The 20,182-nt window shown below is 37.2% G+C and carries 19 protein-coding genes; 3 read left to right on the top strand and 16 right to left on the bottom strand.

The window, feature by feature from the left end:
- Genes NST85_RS14460 through NST85_RS14450 form a run of 3 tightly spaced genes read left to right on the top strand, consistent with a single transcriptional unit; the run spans nucleotide 1 to nucleotide 4,148 of the window.
- Complete coding sequence (locus tag NST85_RS14460) at nucleotides 1–1,020, top strand: ATP-binding protein (protein WP_170220138.1); 1,020 nt, start codon at nucleotides 1–3, stop codon at nucleotides 1,018–1,020.
- Nucleotides 1,021–1,041: 21 nt separating this feature from the next.
- Nucleotides 1,042–2,610: a tyrosine-type recombinase/integrase gene (locus NST85_RS14455; RefSeq protein WP_127191258.1), complete on the top strand. Its 1,569-nt coding sequence runs from the start codon at nucleotides 1,042–1,044 to the stop codon at nucleotides 2,608–2,610.
- Nucleotides 2,607–4,148, top strand: a complete 1,542-nt coding sequence (locus NST85_RS14450; RefSeq protein WP_127191259.1) for a hypothetical protein — start codon at nucleotides 2,607–2,609, stop codon at nucleotides 4,146–4,148. The genes NST85_RS14455 and NST85_RS14450 overlap by 4 nt, the downstream gene beginning before the upstream one ends.
- 1,097 nt (nucleotides 4,149–5,245) lie before the next feature.
- Here the strand turns inward: NST85_RS14450 and NST85_RS14445 are convergent.
- From NST85_RS14445 to NST85_RS14370, 16 genes are all read right to left on the bottom strand, one after another.
- Nucleotides 5,246–5,650, bottom strand: coding sequence for a hypothetical protein (locus tag NST85_RS14445; RefSeq protein ID WP_127191260.1), 405 nt, complete (start codon nucleotides 5,648–5,650; stop codon nucleotides 5,246–5,248).
- A 123-nt stretch (nucleotides 5,651–5,773) separates the two neighbouring features.
- Nucleotides 5,774–6,793: a 3-oxoacyl-[acyl-carrier-protein] synthase III C-terminal domain-containing protein gene (locus NST85_RS14440; protein ID WP_127191261.1), complete on the bottom strand. Its 1,020-nt coding sequence runs from the start codon at nucleotides 6,791–6,793 to the stop codon at nucleotides 5,774–5,776.
- Nucleotides 6,794–7,459: 666 nt separating this feature from the next.
- Entirely contained in the window at nucleotides 7,460–7,831 is a 372-nt protein-coding gene (locus NST85_RS14435; protein ID WP_341189636.1) for a TOMM precursor leader peptide-binding protein, read from the bottom strand.
- Complete coding sequence (locus tag NST85_RS14430; protein ID WP_246053998.1) at nucleotides 7,828–8,004, bottom strand: hypothetical protein; 177 nt, start codon at nucleotides 8,002–8,004, stop codon at nucleotides 7,828–7,830. Before NST85_RS14430 ends, NST85_RS14435 begins: the two co-directional genes overlap by 4 nt.
- Nucleotides 8,005–8,073: 69 nt before the next feature.
- Nucleotides 8,074–9,369 (bottom strand): hypothetical protein, encoded by a 1,296-nt coding sequence (locus tag NST85_RS14425; protein WP_246053999.1) that lies wholly within the window; start codon nucleotides 9,367–9,369, stop codon nucleotides 8,074–8,076.
- A 366-nt stretch (nucleotides 9,370–9,735) separates the two neighbouring features.
- Nucleotides 9,736–10,302 carry a hypothetical protein gene (locus NST85_RS14420; protein ID WP_127191262.1) on the bottom strand — a complete coding sequence of 189 codons (567 nt, stop codon included), beginning with the start codon at nucleotides 10,300–10,302 and terminating at the stop codon, nucleotides 9,736–9,738.
- Nucleotides 10,303–10,320: 18 nt separating this feature from the next.
- On the bottom strand, nucleotides 10,321–10,827 hold the full coding sequence (locus NST85_RS14415) for a hypothetical protein (protein WP_127191263.1): 507 nt from the start codon (nucleotides 10,825–10,827) through the stop codon (nucleotides 10,321–10,323).
- A 687-nt stretch (nucleotides 10,828–11,514) separates the two neighbouring features.
- The gene (locus NST85_RS14410; RefSeq protein ID WP_127191265.1) at nucleotides 11,515–12,000 is read right to left on the bottom strand and encodes a tetratricopeptide repeat protein; all 486 of its coding nucleotides are present in this window, start codon (nucleotides 11,998–12,000) and stop codon (nucleotides 11,515–11,517) included.
- Nucleotides 12,001–12,057: 57 nt separating this feature from the next.
- A complete protein-coding gene (locus NST85_RS14405) occupies nucleotides 12,058–12,387 on the bottom strand; it encodes a DUF1801 domain-containing protein (protein ID WP_127191266.1) in 330 nt (109 codons plus the stop codon).
- A 250-nt stretch (nucleotides 12,388–12,637) separates the two neighbouring features.
- Complete coding sequence (locus NST85_RS14400; RefSeq protein WP_127191267.1) at nucleotides 12,638–13,195, bottom strand: GNAT family N-acetyltransferase; 558 nt, start codon at nucleotides 13,193–13,195, stop codon at nucleotides 12,638–12,640.
- 250 nt (nucleotides 13,196–13,445) lie between these two features.
- On the bottom strand, nucleotides 13,446–14,315 hold the full coding sequence (locus NST85_RS14395) for a hypothetical protein (RefSeq protein WP_127191268.1): 870 nt from the start codon (nucleotides 14,313–14,315) through the stop codon (nucleotides 13,446–13,448).
- Nucleotides 14,316–14,689: 374 nt separating this feature from the next.
- Nucleotides 14,690–15,160, bottom strand: a complete 471-nt coding sequence (locus NST85_RS14390; protein WP_127191269.1) for a GNAT family N-acetyltransferase — start codon at nucleotides 15,158–15,160, stop codon at nucleotides 14,690–14,692.
- A gap of 170 nt (nucleotides 15,161–15,330) precedes the next feature.
- Nucleotides 15,331–16,269, bottom strand: a complete 939-nt coding sequence (locus NST85_RS14385) for a hypothetical protein (protein ID WP_127191270.1) — start codon at nucleotides 16,267–16,269, stop codon at nucleotides 15,331–15,333.
- A gap of 324 nt (nucleotides 16,270–16,593) precedes the next feature.
- On the bottom strand, nucleotides 16,594–17,031 hold the full coding sequence (locus NST85_RS14380; RefSeq protein WP_127191271.1) for a hypothetical protein: 438 nt from the start codon (nucleotides 17,029–17,031) through the stop codon (nucleotides 16,594–16,596).
- Nucleotides 17,032–17,856: 825 nt separating this feature from the next.
- Nucleotides 17,857–18,315, bottom strand: coding sequence for an RDD family protein (locus tag NST85_RS14375; protein ID WP_307397088.1), 459 nt, complete (start codon nucleotides 18,313–18,315; stop codon nucleotides 17,857–17,859).
- 292 nt (nucleotides 18,316–18,607) lie between these two features.
- Nucleotides 18,608–20,179: a response regulator transcription factor gene (locus tag NST85_RS14370; protein WP_341189635.1), complete on the bottom strand. Its 1,572-nt coding sequence runs from the start codon at nucleotides 20,177–20,179 to the stop codon at nucleotides 18,608–18,610.
- Nucleotides 20,180–20,182: the final 3 nt, after the last annotated feature.

The following is a 20,182-nucleotide window of genomic DNA, read 5'->3' as shown; positions in this document are numbered from 1 at the left end:
ATGGGTAGAGCAATGAAGAAGTCGAACTCAATAGAACCAGAACTCCAATTAACCGAGCGGCCAAATATTCCACCGGGAAGCCACCCCGTAGAGATAGATGATTACCAGATACCAACCAATGAAATCATGAAAATCTTTAAAAGTGTCTCCCGGTGGATTCAGTTGAGAATAACAGGTGCTGTTATCTATGGTAGACCTCGTTTGGGAAAGACTTGGATGATCAAGTATTTGAAAAATAAAATTCCCACTCACTTAGGTGTAGATCTGCCTATACACCATATCGTTAGTCTGCATGCCAAAATCGCTAAGGAAGAAGAGTTTATTGAATCCTTGCTCAGTGATATGGATCACGCATTTGCACTAGCAGGCAAAGTGGGGGCAAAAAGGCAACGCTTGCTAAAGTTTTTGGAGCAGCAAGGATGTACAAATTCTCTACGAATGGTCGTTTTGTTTATAGATGAGGCGCAGTGTTTGGACTCTCTGCATTTTGAATGGCTGATGGATTACTATAACAAATTAGATCTATTGAGGGTAACTCTTGTTGTTTTCTTAGTAGGACAACCACAGTTGTATACTCAAAAAACAATATACAGTCGAGGACATGAAGATCAGATCATTCAACGTTTCATGATAGAAGAACATAAATTCAATGGGTTAAAAAATGAAATGGATATTAAATCGTGTCTAATAAGTTTTGACGAAAGGAGCGAGTATCCAAAAGATAGCGGATGGTCCTTTACGAGGTACTATTTTCCGGAAGCATTCACAGTTGGAGAACGACTTCAAAACTTTTCGAAAGACATCCACGATCTTTATGTAGAACTGCGAACGAAGTATAACATCAAGGGACCTTTTGAAATCCCCATGAAGCATATGATTATTGCTATAAAAATCATTTTTGTTGACCATGGAATGAATAGTGATAAACCTTTACATTGGGTTACTACGAAGCATTGGAAAGAAGCGATATTGAAAACAAATTACATCGCTTCTGAACAGCGCAAACAATTTCAAAAATAGAAAGGAGAGCGAAGAAAGGAGATGAAACGGAATAAAATATTAGCCAGAGATAATCAGTATGGTAAGAATAAAGAAGTCCTTCTGCCAAATTATCGAGATGAATTAGTGAAAGATAAATGGGACGTACGAAAATTGGGGATCCCGTATAACAAAACCCGAGGAGATCACTTCTTATCTTTCGAAAAAATCCCATTCTCATTCAGAGATTCAGTAAAAAAATACGTTACGACGAGACTGATTGAAATGGATAGCATACAGTGGAACACGGCAAGACAAGACGTTCACCGCCTTAATGTATTTTTAGGTTTTTATGCAAAATTACATCCGGATCAGAATGACCTTCGAAATATGACACGTTCTGATTTTATCAGCTATGTAGATTATTTAAGAAACAATCCAATGGGTGGTAGTAGCCCCTCACAGTATCGCAATCAACCTCCAACTAATTATTATATATGGTCTATGGTAGCTAATGTTGAAAACTACATTACTTACATGCAGCGTTTTGATTGGGATGAGGCACCTTTAAAACCTTCAAGATCGTTAATTTTTCAGGAAGACCGTCCAAAGTTAGAAAAGAAAAAGATCACTGAATATGAATATGTTGATGATCATATATGGGAACAAATTACTGATAAGCTGCCGGATTTAGATTCTCAATATTTACCCATAGTCATTCTAATGGAGGCCACAGGTTTCCATCTTATTGATATTTTAAATTTAAGGTTAAACTGCCTTCAAATAAGAGAAGATGGCTACTGGATTGTCTCAGAGAGAAACAAAATCAAGTACATTCCGATAAGCGAAGAAATATACAATATGGTTAAAGCTCAACAAATATTTATAAGAGACAGATTTCCTTATGAGCAAAATAGTGAACAATATCTTTTTTTAAAATACAAAGGAAAGTTTAAAGACAGAGGAAAGCCCTATTTACAGCCTTCAATACTTCGTCAACTGAATTTTTTTGCAGAGAAGCATAGAATTACTGACCAGAAAGGCAAAGTCTTTCGTTTTGGTTCATTAACATTCAGACACCGATATGGAGTCAAGAAAATAAATGATGGGGCAACTATATTGGATGTACAAAAGTTATTGTCAAACGTAACCCCAGAAATGGCAGTCATCTATGCGAAAATTCATGACCATAATCTTCAAGTTCAATGGGATTATTCCAACGAATTGGGAGCAGTACGTCTTGACCCACTAACCGGTGAAGTCATTCAAACACAAATTTATGATCAGGCTTATGAAAATAATGTTGATATAGATTGGCTTAAACGAAATTTAGGTGAAACCAAGCTAGAGCAAGGATATTGTATTAAGTCGCCAAGGACCCACTGTCAATATTTGAGTCAAACCCTGGAGCAGCCTTGTATGGTTTTTAAATGCTCAAGTTTTTATATTGATAGTACATTCCTCCCATATTATATCGAGCAAATTCAAACTCTCCAAAAGCAAATCGAGGAAGGCAAGCAACAAGGGAGAAGTCGTTATGTAGAAATATTACAAGGTAAGCTTGATAAGTATATTGAGATTAGAGAGGCCTTTATTAAAATACCTAAACTAAGGGAGGAGCACATTGGTTGAGAATGAATAAATTGCGGATTGTTCAAGATGAATATGAGTCCCCATGGTCGATCATCGAGAATATAAAAATGAACAATTTTGTTAATACACGACAGTTTTTAAATACATTTGGATCAGAGCCCGCTGTAAATACTGGCAACTTAATAAGTAAGAGATATTTGAATTTATGGACCTTCGAGGGAATAGATGATCTGAAATTTAAGCAGACTTTTGGAGAATCCTTGTCTGATCATACCGAAAGTATTAAAAATAAACTCACTCACATGTTTCCATCATATATAAGACCCGAATCATTATTCAGAGAAAAACTCTTTTTTTGCAAAGAGTGTATAAAAGAAGGGTATCACAGCATGCTCCATCAGTTCAAAATGACTGAGATATGCCCGTACCATCTGTCCAAATTAGAAGATCTTTGTCCAAACTGCAAACAATCCATTCAATATTTGATGCCAGGACATCATTTAGAAACTGGTTTTGTTTGTAACTGCGGCGAGCCCCTTAGAGCTTCACAAAATTATCACTCTTCATCAGTGGAGCTTACAATTAAGGAAGCTTCTATTGCTAATTGGTTAATATTGTCAAGAGAACATATAGAAATTTTACAGAATACAATCATTTTCGGTCCTTTTTTAGACCAAGGCGATAAGCTAATGCAAAGTATATTAAAGATTCTACAAAGTATCGCAGTCATGAATACTGCATTTTATATCCCTGTTTGCCAAACTTCCTCACCAAAAAATTCTTTAATAAACCAATATAATAATTTCTATTATTCACTAGTAAGTACTTTGCATGGATATGAGGAGTATTTGATGAAGACAGTTATGAAAAATCATAGACATTGTTTGAAGAGATTACTAGGTATGTACAAGAAACCGGGTGAAGAGTTCCCAACCATTTGTCCGTATGCATATGCTTATGTCTTTTGGAAAGAAAGTTTTTTTAATATAAATCCTTTCATCGATCAATATAAGAAAACTCAAACTAATCATGTATCTCAGTTTGAGTTGCCCTTTCATTATATGAACGATGACTTCCGTAAGCTGCTTATGTTCTATAGTTCATACAATGCTAGGACCCTTACCTGGATTATTAACCATCTTTTATGGGAGGTGGCTGATCACCATTTTAAAGAATGGTTAGGAGTTGCTGAGGAGTACGCAAAAAGAAAGATAAGGCCAAGTCTGGAAAAGTTAACTCCACGAACCTCCCAATCAATTATTCTCTTCCCTTTAAATGAAAACAGAATAGAAAAGTTCATTTTTAACAAAATAATTCCTAACAGTCTACATTGCCCCTATGAAAATGAGAGCAAAATAAACGATGGTGAGATCTCATTTCTTCCTATGAGATTAGCAATCAACGATGGTAATAATGAGGAAAAGAAGGCTGCTGAGAGATATTTAAAAAGATTGCGTAGCGCACCAGCGATAATCAATACAAGCCGAAGGGATAACCTTACAGGGAATCCGTGTTTTACAAAAACAAGAGGGGAAGATTCGACGGCGATCTCTGTGCAAGCAAACGGAGTCGTGTAAGAAATTCAACAACCACATTTTGTTATGGAAATGAGATTCAAGCGATCAGTAGGAGCGTTTACATACGTGATGATGATTTCAAGGTGATTACAGTAACCATAAACGATAAGGGATTAAGGAGGAGGTTACCAAAAAGACAATCCTAGAAATGTCACATTTGCCAATGAGGTTAGTTATTACGGATAGTAATGAAGAAAATAAAAAAAACAGCCGAAAAATATCTTCGAAACTTACGGGTATTATCTACAATTCGGTAAATAAAAACAGCACGCAATTTGCGTGCTGTTTTTTGTTATAAATTTATTAGCATGGTAAAATACCGTTAAATGATCGATCGTTAGTGAAGATAATGTAGGGGGATTTATGTCATTAATGTAGGCAAATCTTTGTCACTGGACACGCATGGGCCTTAATATATAGGGGTTAATTTAACCTCTGTACATATGTACAAAATACGAGTTTTGTGAAGATGTCAGAAAGAATTTAAAGAAATTGTATTGGATCCCGGTTTCAATTGTCTTACATATTATTTACAGCAGCATTTCGTCATCTCTTCATCTGTCATAGTTATTAGAATTAATGAGTGCTCTATTTAGTTTGGGTACATCATTATTCTCCAGGTGATATCTCGTGTTGCATATGATGTAGAATATTTTCCAATCAGTTTCTCAATAAATCTTTATGTTAAGCTCCGGCTATTGCCTTGTCGGCCAATTGGTGATGATACAAATAAAATACTTCCAAATTTAATTTTACGACTTATTATTATATATCTTGCTTCATTCCTTACGTAAGATCCAATTTTGGCAACAATAATGGCTTTATCAGCTTATATGATCAAGTAACTCCTTCTTGCTTTTTGTTCTAATTCTCTTTGCAAGTGCAACACATTCTTTACCCAACCCCATTGCACGTCCATTTTTTAACATTTTTTAAACTGAAACTGGATGTAAATATAAAAAAATCCCTTATTGAATAAGGGATTTAATGCAACCGCTTTTATTTCAACGGACACCATACGTATATGGTGCTTAGTTGTATACTTGAGAAAGTAGGGGCCGTTAGACGAGAAACGGTCCCTTACTTTTTAGATTACTTTAGGAATTCAACCACTCTTCAGCACCTTCAACTGTATCGAAGGATTCAAAGGCAGTTTTGATATCGTCAAATGCTACTGAGGAAGCAACAACGCGCTTCATGCTGATTTTTCCGATGGTCTTCTCTGGCAGAACGATAGCTACAAATTTGATACCGGAATCCTGAATACGTTGATTATGTACGGTACTGATCCATTCTTGATCTTCTTGACTGATAACGGTAAGTTTGCGATTGTCAGAAATCATACGCTGTGCTCCCTTTTGTTGCTGAAGCTCCATAGCTTTATCACAGATCTCACGTAGTTCGTTACTATGCACGAAAGTGTTGAATTCAACGTGAACCGCCTTAGCTTTCTCATTCCATGATACCGTAGCACTGTCTGTTGTGAAAAATGTTGTCATCATGATTAATTACCTCCGAAGTTTTTTGTGTATGATAAATAAATTGCAATATAAAAATCCCCTTCACATGTTGTACAAAATGTGTGGAAGACTAAAACATAAAGTCAACTGACGTAAATAATTCTATTAGTACTGGAACAGAAGGCTCACGTTCTGCCAACCTGCACCGACTGTCCAAAGGACAATATAGTCACCACGGGAAACTTTACCGGTTTCAATAGCCTCGTACAGAGCAGTGAATGGACTGTTAGTCGAAGTATACCCGTATTTGTCGCCAATATATAGAGCTTTATCCTTATTGACCCCCAGACCTTCGATAACACCTTCGATGTTACCAGGTGCGAATTGAGATAGATAGTAACTGCCTACATCATCATTTGTCAGTCCGTTACGCTCGAGCAATCTTTCGATTGAAGCTACAGCAATTTTTACAGGAGCGCTGGTATCGAACGGTTCAAACTTCATCCGAGGTCCATCCTCGGGTTTACCCCAGCTAGAAAGCCCATTTGCAGGGAATAGTGCATTATCAATTACAGATGTATCTGTTTGATACTCAGAATCGATGAACCCAGTTCCTTCTGCTCGCTCAACAATAACAGCAAGAGCGGAATCAGCAAAGTTACAATCGAAGATAGGTTCTCCTAAACTATGATTTGAGATGTAGTCGGCTCCTACAACCAGTACACGATTAACATAGTTGTTAGCGATGATATTTCTACTTGCTTGTTCGACGGCAACAAGAATGCCAGCGCAGTTCCCGTTCAAGTCGAAGCAAGATGTTGTAAGCTTACCACCGATAGCTGCATGAATCTTAAGAGCGTTTGTAGGAATAAGATACTCAGGAGTTTGAGATACGAAAAGAATCATATCAATATCTTCAGCAAGGAGCCCTGCTTTATCCAGAGCAGATTTAGCAGCAATAATTGCCATAGTTACAGCATTCTCATCTTCGTTATCAATAATATATCGAATGTCTTTACCGAGAGAATCTATTAGCCCTCGAACATCGACACCTAAACCATCGTAACGGTCGATATAGTACTGATTATCAACCTTATGATCTGGCTGATAGAAAGCAACAGTGTTAATTTTGACCCCTTTAGCAATACATTGAATGTCTTTGTTGTTATCGTGAGCTTCTGTCATTTTCAAATTTCCTCCTGATGTTATAGCATCTCTATTTTCCTAATATTATGTAATCATGACATTAATTAAGAAGCTTTGTGGGAGCAAGTTTACGCTTTCGGCTATAGATAAATTGTGTATTCAGATAGTTTTCCATCAATAGGGTTCATGTAATGTATTCCCATCTGTTTATCCATCATCTGGAATCTACCTCCTTAATACAAGAATATCTTTTTTGTAATTATTCGTCAATATTCGTCAAATTACTATTTCACATGATTAAAGAAAGTCGTGGGAGTGAAGTCTGGCCTTTTAGAGCAAACAAAAAGCCGCCATTTTATCATGGTAGCTTGGCGAGATTTATATAGGACTATATTTAATAGGGTTAATGATAGAATTAAATTATCTATAGGCATATTCCCTTTCCATCCAGTTTAATTGTTAGTTGCATACTTTACTTTCTAGCATTAGCTATACCGCTTATTGTACTAAGTAGAGCAGAAAGCAATAATATGCACATAATCAATTTCATCAAAAGATTTGCGCTGTACTATTAAATCGTATGCAAATGCTACTAAACTACAGAGAACGAAAGTCCCAACAAAATTTATCAAGAATTTTTTCCAAGCGCTCCAACTAATTGATTTTTTAATAGACTGAGTCTCCCTTCGAATCATTGTTTCTCTTTTACGAAAGATAATTATTATAAGACACGAGCTTCATAAGCATATCCTCGACTTCTTTGCGATTGCTCCCAGCCAAAGATAACCGTGTTTCTGCACATTGGAAGCATCCAGTCGTTCCCGGAACAATCAGCGGCCCTATAATTCCTTCTCCCAAGGATACATAGGCACACAACCATGGAATACCACGCGACCCTAGCATCTGTTCAGCTTCAACATGATAGGAGGTGTTCTCCTCTTCCTGCAGCACCAAGACTAAGTCTACAGCGGGTATATTTTCACTGAAGTCCTTTCTTCGAACAAGCAATAGCCCAGACATACGCTTACACACGGTATCGGCAAGCATACCCTCCCCAATAATAGCGACAGTATTCAAGCGGACTCCTCCTCTACGAGAACTACTCCATATGCTACAAACGGCCCTTTGCCCCACAAAGATTCGCTGCGCAGTTCGAACACCTCAAGACGCTTATGGCACAGCTTCAGAGTTTCAATGGCTGATAATAGCAAAGAGCCATTGCTAACATGTTCGCCATTTGAAATTGTCATTTCTTGAACTTCATGATCATCACTAAGAACAGGAGAAACCGAAGTAGGCTCGGATTTACGGAGTGCCTTCTACAGAGAATGGCGAAGGGCAAGCGTGAAACTAAGATCTGCGCTGCCATACCATGAGGAATCTGAATAGACCCACACTGTTGGCAAACCGAACAACGGCTCACCTACTGTAATAAGGGATTCCCCCTCTAGAATGGTTAACGCTTGCAAATAATAATGACAACGGACGTCTTCGATTTGCTGGCATACTATACGCTGAACAACAATTGGATCATCAGACATAATCTGTTTTCCTAACTCTTTAGTTAAACCAGCCCGAACCCCTCGTCCAACGGCTTCAGCTATATCACACCCTACTCCGATGCTGATTCCTTCTTGCTGATGTGGAGGTAAGCTAGCAAACAGCAAAGGGATTATGCGGGTCACATGGGCTTCTAGCCCTGCCAATCCCGAATCTAACCGAGCCTCTACATGCGTTAGTCCACTTCGGACAATGGTCGGTAAAAGATGTGCAGGTTCTTTTGACAAAAGGTTTGCTGGCTGAACAAGACACTGTGCCAGAGGAAACTGGATTAAGTCCGACTCTTCCCATACATGAAAAATACCTGTTACCCCCGAAGTCAGTTGGTTGAATGCAGTAAACCATACATCCGAGCTTATCTGCTCATGATTTGTTCTTAGACTAAGCTCTATATTTTTCAACGGACGGGCAACGTCATATCCGGATACTAAAGGATGAGATAGAAAAGGATGCCAGCATCCAGTTAACGTGACAGGGTCAAGTAAAAAGCATTGATTTCTATTGTCTAATTCATGCTCACCCGTAATTGCTTTATGCCATTCATGAACAATAAGATTGGATAAGATACCTACAGCCGAAGTAGAGAATATCTCTGGCGTTTGTCTCTCGTAAAAGACGGTTGAATGAATTCTCAGATATGCTGACTCCCAGAGTCCGTCCCCATCAGGACCCAGCAGCGGTCCTACCATTCCCATTCCTCTTATCGCGATGCCAGGGAGCATTTGGTTCTTTTCTGCTATACAAGCTTGCTGAATAATCCGAAGCTCCTCTAATTCACCATGCTCCGCAACATACAAAATAAATTGAAAAGGCCGAACGATCGCCTTCCAATTCGGCTCCTCATCTCCTGTTGTAGCAATAATTTTTATTGTGATCTCGGTCTCACTGCCTAGAGTTTGTTCGCAAAGCTCTGTGAGTTTTCCCGTGTCTGTTGGTTCCTTGTTTGTTACGTAAATCGTGAGATTGGACAACCCGGATTCATACCATGATTCAGCAAGTGAGAGCAAGATTCGGCTGGAACCGACCGCAAGCGCACCTTCCTCCTGAAGAGACATCCTGCACAACTCCTTCCCCAACTTTGTGAAGCATAAATGAACTATTCAAGCTGGTCAAAACCCTGCCTCTCACGAACGATAAAATTCATTTTAAAGATATGTAGTCGACTGTTTATCTATGACTATTTACCTCGTCGGAGAATGGCATGCCTAGTTTCAATAATCTTTTCTATGCAGAAAATTTCGACTGACGTTTTGGTATTCACAAAACGCCCCAACCTTAGATAGCTCCTATCTTAGGTTGAGGCGTTTGTGGTCAAAACTTATTCCATAATTATTCTTCTTCCTTACCTCATCTTACGAATCAAGGGCGAAGCCCGCAGCATAGATACGGTGTTAGCTGATGTAACCGACCTCTTGATATACCTACACAAGACTTTTCTTCATTAATTCTAATTCTTTATTAATACTTGTTTCTATTCTTTCTATCCACTCATTTGGATTATTTATTTTTATTGGAAAGCCGCAATTATTCAAAAGATAATATTTAAGTTGAAGATAACTACTAATCGGAAAATCCTGAGCACACCATTGTTTCCTATATCCGATAATTCCATGATTCTTTAATAATACCTCCATTGAGTTAACCACTTCATAAATCATTTGCTTCAATTCACATTCTTCTAACAATACTAATTCTCCAGGGATTGTCTTTATACCATCCTTGTATAGAACTATTTTAATACGAACTTTTTCTTCTGATATCCTTTCGATAACCCAGTTATGAATTGCTGGCTCTGAATCCCAATCAAACTGAACCACATTCCGAACTTCATCTTCAGAGCTACATTCAGGAAGTAACAATTCAATTGATCTTACTAAATCAACCAGTGGCTCTGACAAATAACTTGGATAAAAATACATTTCTGTATTCCCAATCTGGAGATAAACATCAACCCAGCCCATATTATTAAGTTTATATGTAAACTTCATTGTATTACTCACCTCTATTTATTTTCTACCGGTTATTTCAGCTAACGTATTAATATATTCTTTATCCAAATAGATTTCAACTACAGCTTCTGCCCCTATGTCATCAAAAACACTTAAAACTGTACCATCGAATTCCCATATATATCCGCTAAAGTTACTATTCTCGAATTTTTTTCCATTTCCATATATTTCACTCTTTTCACTTTTAATTGTTTCAATAAGTGATTTCCTTTTTTCAGCTTGATCAATATAATACCAATACCCACCAGAACTTAGAGTGTAATTACTTTCTTCTAGGAACATGTACATCACATAAGAATCTTCTGAAAAAGTTGACGTATATTTATATTCTAGTACCTTTAATTTACCGCCTTCTTTAGGAGGTTCGAGTTTTAAGGTTTCTGCATTCTTAACTTCTGATATTGTCATACCCCAAATTATATTTCTAAAGTCTTTTTCCCTTGAACATGAACTTAATATAATTAATAAGATAAACACTAAAATAACAAATGAAATTTTCTTCATAATTTTCCTTTCTCTTTTGAATTTCACTTAACATTTTTGCATTCACAAACCCTCGCCGGCTTAGATAGCTCATATCTTAGGATGGGTCATTTGTTATCTAAGCTGCTTCCATTTTTACATATAAACAACCAAGGGAACTTCAGCTCCCGAACGTGAGTGTAGTGTTTACGCTATCATCAAGCCATTTTCGCTATATTTACAAGTTCTTTAATATCACTCGACCGTCGGAATTCATTTACGTTATCTCTTCCACTTTCATGCTTCTTCCAACTTGGCCACTTCTCTATATACCAACTTGCATAATACGACTCCATACCAAAGGCTCTGGCTGATGATAACTCATTGCTTCCACCATCACCTAGATAGATACATTCCTCGGGTATAATATTTAGTGATTAACAGGCAATCTCGAAAATTTTGGTATCAGGTTTCATTACTTCTGTTTGAAACGAATGAGTAAGAGTATCAAAATAATGCGCTAAATCGGGAGAGAATGCTTCTTGATCAGCCATTCGATAGCGTCGATCTCGGTCTGTTGGTCTTCAAAGACAGGAATATGGTGCACGTCTCATCCTTCCAATCAACATCAATTTCATATATTCATATTTTACCGATGAAGGTAGGTTTTTCAGATTCGACTATGGCGTCTTTCATTGTTTCAAACAGAACTCCTAATAAGCGAAATCATTACTCCCATATTTGATCTAATTTATCTGAATAAAAATGAATAGCTTTATGATATGACTGTATCCCCTCGTCATTACTTGTTTCTATCAATTGCTTTAATAAGATTTCCATTGCATCATTGTATTCTTTAAGATTGAACTTTACCATTGCATAGAATACTTGAAACTCTCTACGTTCCGGATATTCCTTTACTGCCATCTCATATACTTCCTTAGAGTTTTCATACATTCCTAATGTTCTATATGTGCTCCCCAATCCCAAAAGTGCACCTTGTCTATCTTCTCCTGACAAACCAAATTCCAATGCTTGTTTATAAAAAGGAATGGCCTCCCTTTCTTTCCCCAAGTTATCGTGAACCCAGGCACACTGATACCATATGGATGGATTTTGACTTTCCCCTTCTGTTATTAAATCTAATAATAATGATCTCGCCTCTTCAAGTTGTCCCGATTTTCTATACTGAATGGCCATTTCTAATTCATTCAATGTGTTTACCCCTTTTAGTTTTACATTTGTTTCATCTAATGTTCTGTAATAAATTGATTATTCAAGGCTCTCTTTAAAAATTACTTTCAGTAATTCATTTGGAATTTGCTGATTATGAAAAATTTGCAACATACCCTTGGGTGTTATTTTATATTCCTGTATTTCATCCTTATGAGAAAGAACTGATTTAGCTTCAACGTTTATATGTTCTTTAAAAGGAATAATTCGAACAAAATTATTATTAACATAAAATGATGGAATTTTTGCCCATAGTTTTTCATGAATTATTTGAGAACTACTTTCATAAATAAGTCCATATAGAACACAAAATCTCTGTTTTGTTTGTTCATCAAATTTCTCCAGGTAATTACGTATATCCTCTTTCAATAATAATTCTCCTTTATATCAAAATTTTTATTTAACAGAGCAAAAAGATAATATCTCTCTTCTCTTAATTTGCATATGTTTCATCTAACGTTTAAGTATTCACGAAACGCCCCATCCTTAGATAGCTCTTATCTTAGGCTGGGCGTTTGTTGACTGAGCATATTCTATGATTATATATTTGACTACCAAAGGGCGGTAGCCCTGTAGCGTGATATGGTGTTATGTGATGTCATCATATTCCTTGATATACTTACAAATCGCTTCTGAATAATGAATAATGTTTCTGATTTTTGTAATTCCCTTTCATTTTGAGTTGTTCTCTTAATATTCCTTCAAATTTCATGCCGACTTTTTGCATTACTCTTTCGGATCCAATATTATCTTCATTACATCTAGCCTCAATTCGGTTCACTCCTAGTTCATTGAAGCCATATTTTATTAGTTCCTGGATTGCTTCAGATATAAATCCTTTATTCCAATAGTGTTTTGATATAACGTAGCCAATTTCCGTCCTATCATTTTCTTCATCAAAGCTAATGAATGCTACTCTACCTATTAATTTCTGTGAATCCTTTTCTATTATTCCCCAGTGAAAAGCTTGCCTACTTTGATATTTCTGTTCAAGATATATTAAGTACGCAATCGAATCTTCTACAGTATTGAATAAATCCCATCTTGTATGTTTAATCGTTTCTGGGTCTGATAAAACATTAAAATAGTCTTCGGCATCTGAAACTTCTAGTTTGCGCAAGACTAATCTGTTGGTTTCAAGATTTGGGATATTTTCAAATAGTGATGTTGTGTTCAAGTAATCTCAACCTTTTTATTAGAGTTCTTTCAGATAACGTTTCCGCATTCAAGACGTTCAAGTGGCTTAAGGACCGTAGGTCCGGATGGCTCCGACACTTAGACGGTTGAATGTGTCCAGTGAATCCGCTCCACCGAAATGCCTCTTCCGGACCAAGGGTCGAGCTTGTCTCGGCTTGCAGCGTTGAATGCGATGTTATCTGATGCATCCGCCATCTTCGATAATGCTTATAAATATTTCGTTTCGTTTCCTATGTATTGAATCTACCGTAGCATCTTCCGTCATTGCTTATAATCACTTCCGCATCTTTCAAATAATTGAATTTTGGCAACTTTGACAAAGCGTTTTTAATAATATATTTTCTTATAGGATTATATCTATCAGCATTATTAGGGTTTACTATCCAACCCTTTTGAAAAAGTTTATATAAATCCTGACTAAATTTTAATATGATTTCATTTGCTAACTCACTCTTATCAGCTAATTCTGATAATGTAAGCCATAAGTAAAATGAAGGTATTTTACTCGTATTATTGAGAGTATGATCAATTAATTTCATAAGCATACTATTAATTGTTTCGATATCTTGTGGTTTATATGTATTCCAAAATCGTAATAACACTAGAGATAAGCCTACACATTCACCATCAACACAAAAACTATCAAAACATGAATGAACTAATCTCTCTTCAGTACATCTTAAGAATTTAAGAATATCAGAATCATCAAGTTTCCACATCGCTAAAAATCTTAGTGTCTCAAGTTCATATGCATTATGTGACAGTAAAAATGTCCTTGGTAACTCCCCTGTAATTAGTCTTATCTTTTTACTCCGCTCTACACGAGATTCCTCATATGTTGGTAGTAAAAAATGGGGATATAAATATTTATCCTTCTCTCTCCAGTAGATTATTTTATTGTTCTGGTATTTGCACCTACATAAAATTGATTCAATTAATCGTTCTTTTTCCGTTTCAGTAATCAGTTCATTCATTATTATTTTGTGATTGAATAATGAAATCCTCTTATGAAGCATTTCATTCCACCTTCTAACTATGATTAATTGATTTTTGATTTTCTTATGTATTGCGGATGTTCCAGATAACGTTTCCGTGTTCACGACGTCCATTCACCCTAAGCTGCACGAGTCGTACGACTAGCACGATCTCGGCCCGGCCGCGACCGCGGTTGGGTGAATGGAAGTGTCGCCTGAATCCGCTACATTGACTTATCTCCTGGCGACCGAGGGACGGCGTAGCCGGCCGATGAGTGAACACATTGTTATGTGAATTCATTGCCTTCCTCAAATTCGCTAAAATTACTAGTTAGATTAAGATGTTTATATAGTGGTGTTAGCGGAGGTTGGGGATTAACAACTTATATCTTGACTGTCTATTTCTAATAGAAAGCAGATATAGTGTTTGTGTTTCTTTTTATGATATAAAAATACAATATTTCATCGTGTCGTGACGATAAATAAAGTTCTTTAATTGACTATAGGAAATATACATAATCTATATGTTCAACATTTTGTTTCTTCCTTCTCTGACATATTGTGAATCCAACACTTTGATACATCCGCTGAGCAGGGATTAGGTCATCATTTGTGGTTACTATTATTTTTTTTACATCATTTTGGGTGATTCTATTAATTGCTTCTTGAAGCTGTAATTTACCATATCCATTACCTTTGTATTTCGAAACAATGCAATTATCACCAATTTCCGCATACTCAGGCATATTTCTTGGATCCCATGCAACAAATCCAATGGCTTCACCATTTAGTGTTGTTATAAAGCAGTATTTATCTGCAATTTGTAAATTGTTGAAGAAGAAATCGTCATTTTCCTGCCATTTAGATTTGTATGCTTGTTCATATTTACAGTCAAATGAATACGCATCTTTTAATAATTCAAAAAATATTCCTCGATAAAAGTCGCTCACTTTTATATATTCAATACTCATTTACTAGCAATCCCCCCGCCTCTTGGAAACTGATGACTCCCCATTTATTATGAATTCCTTCAATAATCCAAGAATCCTTCGTTACTATATCAATCAACAATTGATCTCGTACTTCTACTGTATTCTTTGGCCCGCAGCGTGAATACGATGTTAGCTGATGTTCGGTTCTTCTATGAGACTCTTACAAATGCAGTTCCGTTATCACTCTTGTTTGCAAATAAATCCTTCTCCGTGATAACTACTTGATCAACTTTATTATCTTCATTAACAAAATTGGCCATCACACTCATGTCATCAAGATAGAATTGACTACTACTTTTAGGTTTAAGCTTCTTATCCCCAAAAATAAATAAGCAGTTATCTTTTAACTCAACATTTAGACTAAAGTTCAAGTCCTGATTATGGTATATACCTGCATATTCCTTCAGTACTGATACCTCCACATCAGGATCAGGAATATATCTTAAATCGAATTCATTCATCAGTTGTTGCTCGTATAACGTATAATTCCGTGTAGAGTTTTCAATGGTTATTGTTTCGATCGACACTTCATTGACAATTTTATTAGCAAGTGCAGCATAGTCAAGAAAGAACGTTATATGTGATTCAGCTCCCTGCTCTATACGATTTATATAATACTTTTCATGTTTATATTCATTATGCTTTCGCAATAAAAATTCTTCTTTGCCTCTAATTTCAATCATTTTTTGAATTTCGGTTGGAGCATCATCTTGATAAAAATATACCAACTTACATTCTTCTACTTCTTTAAAAAGCTTGCTTACATTTACAATCAAAGATTTAATTATGTTTCTATCTACATCTTTATGTAACAAATGAACAATAGGGCTTTGGAATAAAGCTGATTCCATCACTACAACATCACTCTCGCATTGATTTAAGAGGAACGCCTTCCAGTGTCCTATATATGATTCTATAAACATGTTGTAATTATCAAATGATTCAGAAAAAATAATTGGATGGTTATATGTGGTCTCAAAGAATAAGTTGCAGGTGTAACCATTCCTTTCAAATTGATTGGCTAAAAATCTAGCAAATGTGGATTTACCTGAGCCAGGAATTCCTTCGACGAATAGCAATTTTTTCATTGAATCCTCCCTCTATTTACGGTTTAACCCAATTTCAGCTAACGTTGAGCATTTCTAACGTTCAAGCAGCTTAAGTGACCGTATGGAACGGGTCGTCAGACTTAGCTGGTTGAATGAGCAGCTTAGATACGCTGTTATGTGATGCCAGTGTCATCCTGAACTACATACAATAATGTTTGTTAATATTTCCCTTCCAAGCTTTTATTAAATACTTTAATAGGTTCTTCATAATCAATTGGTTTATATATCATTGAGTTTAACCAGGAACTAAGATCAAAAGTATGATTAAACTCCGTCGTGATGCCTGTACCTTCTTTGAATATACTAGTTGTCAATTTTCTTCCAAATGTTATTTCCCTGATGTACATATCCCCCTAAATTCTCCCATTCCCATTTCATTGATCTAATAAATCTTCTTGCCAATTCTCTTATCGTAACCCACTCTTCAGACTCGAGAACTTCACTAATCACGGACATATCTATTTCATCAACAGACCGTAAAAAAAGACACTTAAAAGCTTCCCCGCTATGCTCACTTAATATATGGTCAATTTGATTTATAATATCTACCTGTTCTGTAGTAAACCGACTCCATTGTTCAACAAAATAAAGTGTCCTGTAAGAATCAAACTCTTCCGCCATATCACATGTAATACAACCAGGTATTTCTGAAATCACTTGCTCTAAAGGATCAGCGGCTAAAGTTAATATACTTTTTTTGAATTGTCTTTCTAAATATTCATCCTGATTATATTTAATCATAAATTATTCCTTTCAAAATTTTGCACAGGTTTCACATAACGTTATATGTATTCACGAAACGCCCCAGCCTTAGATAGCTCTTATCTTAGGCTGGGGCGTTTGTTGTCTGAGCTTCTTCCATTTGTATAAATCTGTCAACCAAGAGCCGAATAGCACGATGCGTGAATACGGTGTTATGCGATATTTCTATTAATAGTTTCTGAAATTTCTACTTTGCTTCTAGAAGATTTAATCGCTCCATCACTAATGGCAGCCTCAATCCAAATTGAAAGTGTACTTGTTAAATCTAGGATTCAAATGCGAGAATTAATAATTATTAACTCCGTCTCTCCATTATATCTCCACTTAGATATGGACTCCAATTCTTCTATAAACTTACAAAACATCAAGTCACTATATGACCAATCTGTTCCATCAACTTTACAAATATCTACTGCGTCGGGATAATGACCGTACCAATATGCACCATACCCTGGAAGACAAAAGTCCATGAATTTGCCTGACCGATGATAAAAATAATTAATATCCGAAAGAACTTCCTACTTTACGATTTCAATATTTGGTCTTGCAAGTAATATCCCGATTGCTTTTATAGGCTCGTCGTATTCGCTTGTTGTTCTCCTAATATCATCTAGAGTAAATGCATGGTTCATCTAACTTAGTCGGTTGAATGTGTCCGGTGATTCCGCTCCCTCGAAATGCCTCTTCCGGACAAAGGATCGAGCTTGTCTCGACCCGCAGCGTCGAATGCGATGTTATCTGATGTTATTAGCCAACTTTGGTTCATCCCAAGAGAGTCTATAGGTTTATCTTCATCTTTTAGTTTTATTGAATTTTATTTAGTTGGCTATGATCTTTGTTTATAACTAGTGTTGAGGAGATCAAGTCATGTAATGCTTGCTTTTTATTTGTAAAACCAGCCATTATAAAACCGAATAGAAAAATAATCGCTGATAGTAATTTACTCCAATATCTAATACTTGCACGCCAAAAGGAGATTTTATGAAAGTTCAAATCGCAAACTTCTATTTTAAACGCCTGTTTTCCTATCGTTGCTTTCATTTTCGATGATTCAAAGAAAGCATAATAAACCCATGGAATCATTAGATAAATTGGAACGCCTAATGTTCCAAGAATACTTTCCTTTTGATCTTGTTCAATTCCTATTGAATTAAGAAATAATTCAAATACAGCCCATATAGATATAAAGCATACCACAGATAAATATATAATTATTAAATCAAGAAAATAAGCTCCAAAACGTTTCCAAAAGCCAGCATACATTTGATGTTCCCCCATCTTCTAAACAAGAGTTAATGCACTTAATTATTTCATAAATATGGAGAACTATACCTCATACAGTTAGTTAGACGAATACGATTAGATCTCTTCAATAGAGTGATAGACGAAGCTATTCGCCTGGGATCTTTCATTTAAATCACCTTACCCTATTTTTTGGAAATTTAATAGTTCAAACCTAACAATTTTGATTCTAAGGAATGAAAGAATATTCTAATAGATGTTAACTGCTGCAAGCGTGCCATAATCACGCTGGATAAATGCAGTATCGCCCAATTCATAACGCTGTCTCATGGTATTTACCCTCTCTTTCAAACTTTCGCCGCATCATCTGCCGATACTCTGTGGGTTGCATGTCCATTACATCCCGAAATGCCCGTGTAAAACTTTTGTAGCTTTCATACCCAACCATGGTGGCCACTTCGACGATTTTATGATCGGTTTCGGCCAGCAGCCGCCGGGCTTTATCTAGGCGCACATCGCGTAAGTATTCTGTAAATCCTTTACCGATATTCTTCTTGAACAGGTTTGAAAAATAGGCATAATTAAGCGACACATGGTTGGATACCATCGCAAGGTCCAGCGGTTTATGATAACTTTCGTGTATAAAGCGGATGGCTTCATTCAAGTCCTGCGAGTTGCGATAGCTGCACTTATATTCATAATAAAATTGATTCAGCCGAAGCAGCTGTTGTTGCAGCGCCTGAATATATTCGCGAATGCCCGGATAATCGAAAAGATTTCGCAAACATTCTATATCCAGCGCCTCTTCCCCCATGTAGGGGCGGATCACACGCTCATATTCCTCTAGCATCTGCACCATGGCGCGGCACAGCTGTTCTGTGTATTGGATATGATAGCGCTGCAGTACATTTTTGTGGAATAGCATAGAAATTTCTTGGGTGAGTTGTCCGCTATTTTTGGTGCCAATTAACTGGAATAGAGCATATAGCTTCTCATGGGGAAGTTCCCACTGCCGCTCCAGCCGTTGGGTATGCTCCCGCAGCACACAGCGCTTTTCTGGAAACAAGTAACTGTGGCGGTATAGGTCCAGCACTTGTGTATAGCTGCCGGGCAGCCCTATTAATCCTTGCTGTGGGTCGGTCATGGCAGTGATGGCATCTATCTGTCCTGCCTTGAGTGCGGCGGGTAAAGCACCTGGATCTACGGCCGCATCAACTGCGAGGATCAAGTGCGGGCGGTGTTGTAGGCAAATACATCCCTGCCTGCCATATACGAGGTAAGCAATGGATTCCATACTATGAGTACTACTGGCTCCCGGTTGGTTAATCCTTAGTTCCTCGCGCAGCAGGCATAGGCGGTAGCCTTGCCATAGCTCTGGATTTTGCTGCTGGGTTTGGCGGATCCACGCCTCATCGTTCACCGCGCCCTGCATAAACATGCACAGTTCTTTGCGGTCCGTCTCCTGGGCGCGACGGGATATATGCTCCATATTAAGCGAGAGTGCCTGCCTTGTCCTTATCTCCTGCCATACATGCTCTACCGCGGATTGCAGATCCTCCCGCTTCACAGGCTTGAGCAGGTAGCCCTTTGCTCCAAGCCCAATGGCTTTTTGGGCATAGGAGAAATCGCTATATCCGCTGATAATCAGGTAATCCACCTTGATGCGTTCTTCTTTGGTTTGTGCCATTAGCGTAAGTCCATCCATATCAGGCATCATAATATCGGTAATCACCAGCTGAATGCTGTGCTGACGCAATATTTGTAACGCCTCGATCCCGCCGGAAGCACAGTAAATGTTGTCAAGCTGCAGAGGAAATTGGCGCAGCATGGCCTGAAGGCCATCGCGTATGTGCTTTTGATCGTCAACAACCAGAATATTAATCATGTC

This window comes from Paenibacillus sp. FSL K6-2524, from assembly GCF_038005525.1.
In the GTDB taxonomy this organism is placed as follows: domain Bacteria; phylum Bacillota; class Bacilli; order Paenibacillales; family Paenibacillaceae; genus Fontibacillus; species Fontibacillus anaericanus.
This window is presented reverse-complemented; position numbering and strand designations above follow the sequence as displayed.